This is a genomic window from Serratia sp. N21D137, from assembly GCF_047530005.1.
Lineage (GTDB): Bacteria > Pseudomonadota > Gammaproteobacteria > Enterobacterales > Enterobacteriaceae > Chania > Chania fonticola_B.
The window spans coordinates 1-861 of sequence record NZ_JBLJAJ010000112.1 but is presented as its reverse complement, the minus strand read 5'-3'; the positions used below and the strand labels follow the sequence as shown (position 1 = coordinate 861).

The 861-nt window shown below is 56.0% G+C and carries 1 protein-coding gene; it reads left to right on the top strand.

From position 1 onward, the window contains the following. Positions 1 to 736 (top strand): IS21-like element helper ATPase IstB (istB, locus tag ACMV5H_RS25555; RefSeq protein ID WP_414822808.1); only part of this gene is annotated, 736 nt, incomplete at its 5' end. Positions 737 to 861: the final 125 nt, after the last annotated feature.

The following is an 861-nucleotide window of genomic DNA, read 5'->3' as shown; positions in this document are numbered from 1 at the left end:
CAAACTGACCCAACTGAAGCTCCCGGCCATGGCAGGGAGCCTGATCCGCCAGCGAGAAACACCGCAGACCTACGGCGAGTTGTCGTTCGAGGAACGGCTGATCCTGCTGGCAGATGACGAACTGCTGAACAGGGAAAACGGTCGGGTGGCCCGTCTGAGGAAGAGTGCAAACCTGAAATACCAGGCAGCGCCGGAGGGGCTGCACTACCCCGTCTCAAGGGGGCTGAGAGCGGAACAGATGCGGGAGTTGCTGAACGGTCATTACATCACGCATCGGAAAAACATCCTGATCACCGGCCCGACGGGGTGCGGGAAAAGCTGGATCGCCAATGCCCTGGGTGAGCAGGCCTGTCGCCAGAAACACAGCGTTCAGTACTGGCGTACCGGTCGGTTACTGGAAATGCTGGCGCAGGGCCGGGTAGACGGTAGCTGGCTGAAGCACCTGAAACAACTGCAAAAAACGCAGGTGCTAATCCTGGACGATCTGGGTCTGGAACCCCTGAGCAACGCGCAATGTAACGACCTGCTGGAAATAGTGGAAGACCGGTACGGACAAAGCAGTACCCTGGTGGTGAGCCAGTTCCCAGTAGATAAGTGGCACGGGCTGATGGAGAGCCCGACAACGGCAGATGCGATCCTGGACAGACTGGTGCATAACGGCCACAGACTTGTACTGCAAGGAGAGTCGATGAGGAAAAGCAAAACGGCAGTGGAAAGCGAGGAAAAAACAGGTTAAAAAGCAGTAGGAAAAGTTAACGCATCCCGGTTGACTGAATGGAGACAAAATCCTGATCGAACTTCGGTGCCAATACGTGATCGAAGTTCCATGCCAATCCGTGATCGAACAGAGCGGAATACGCA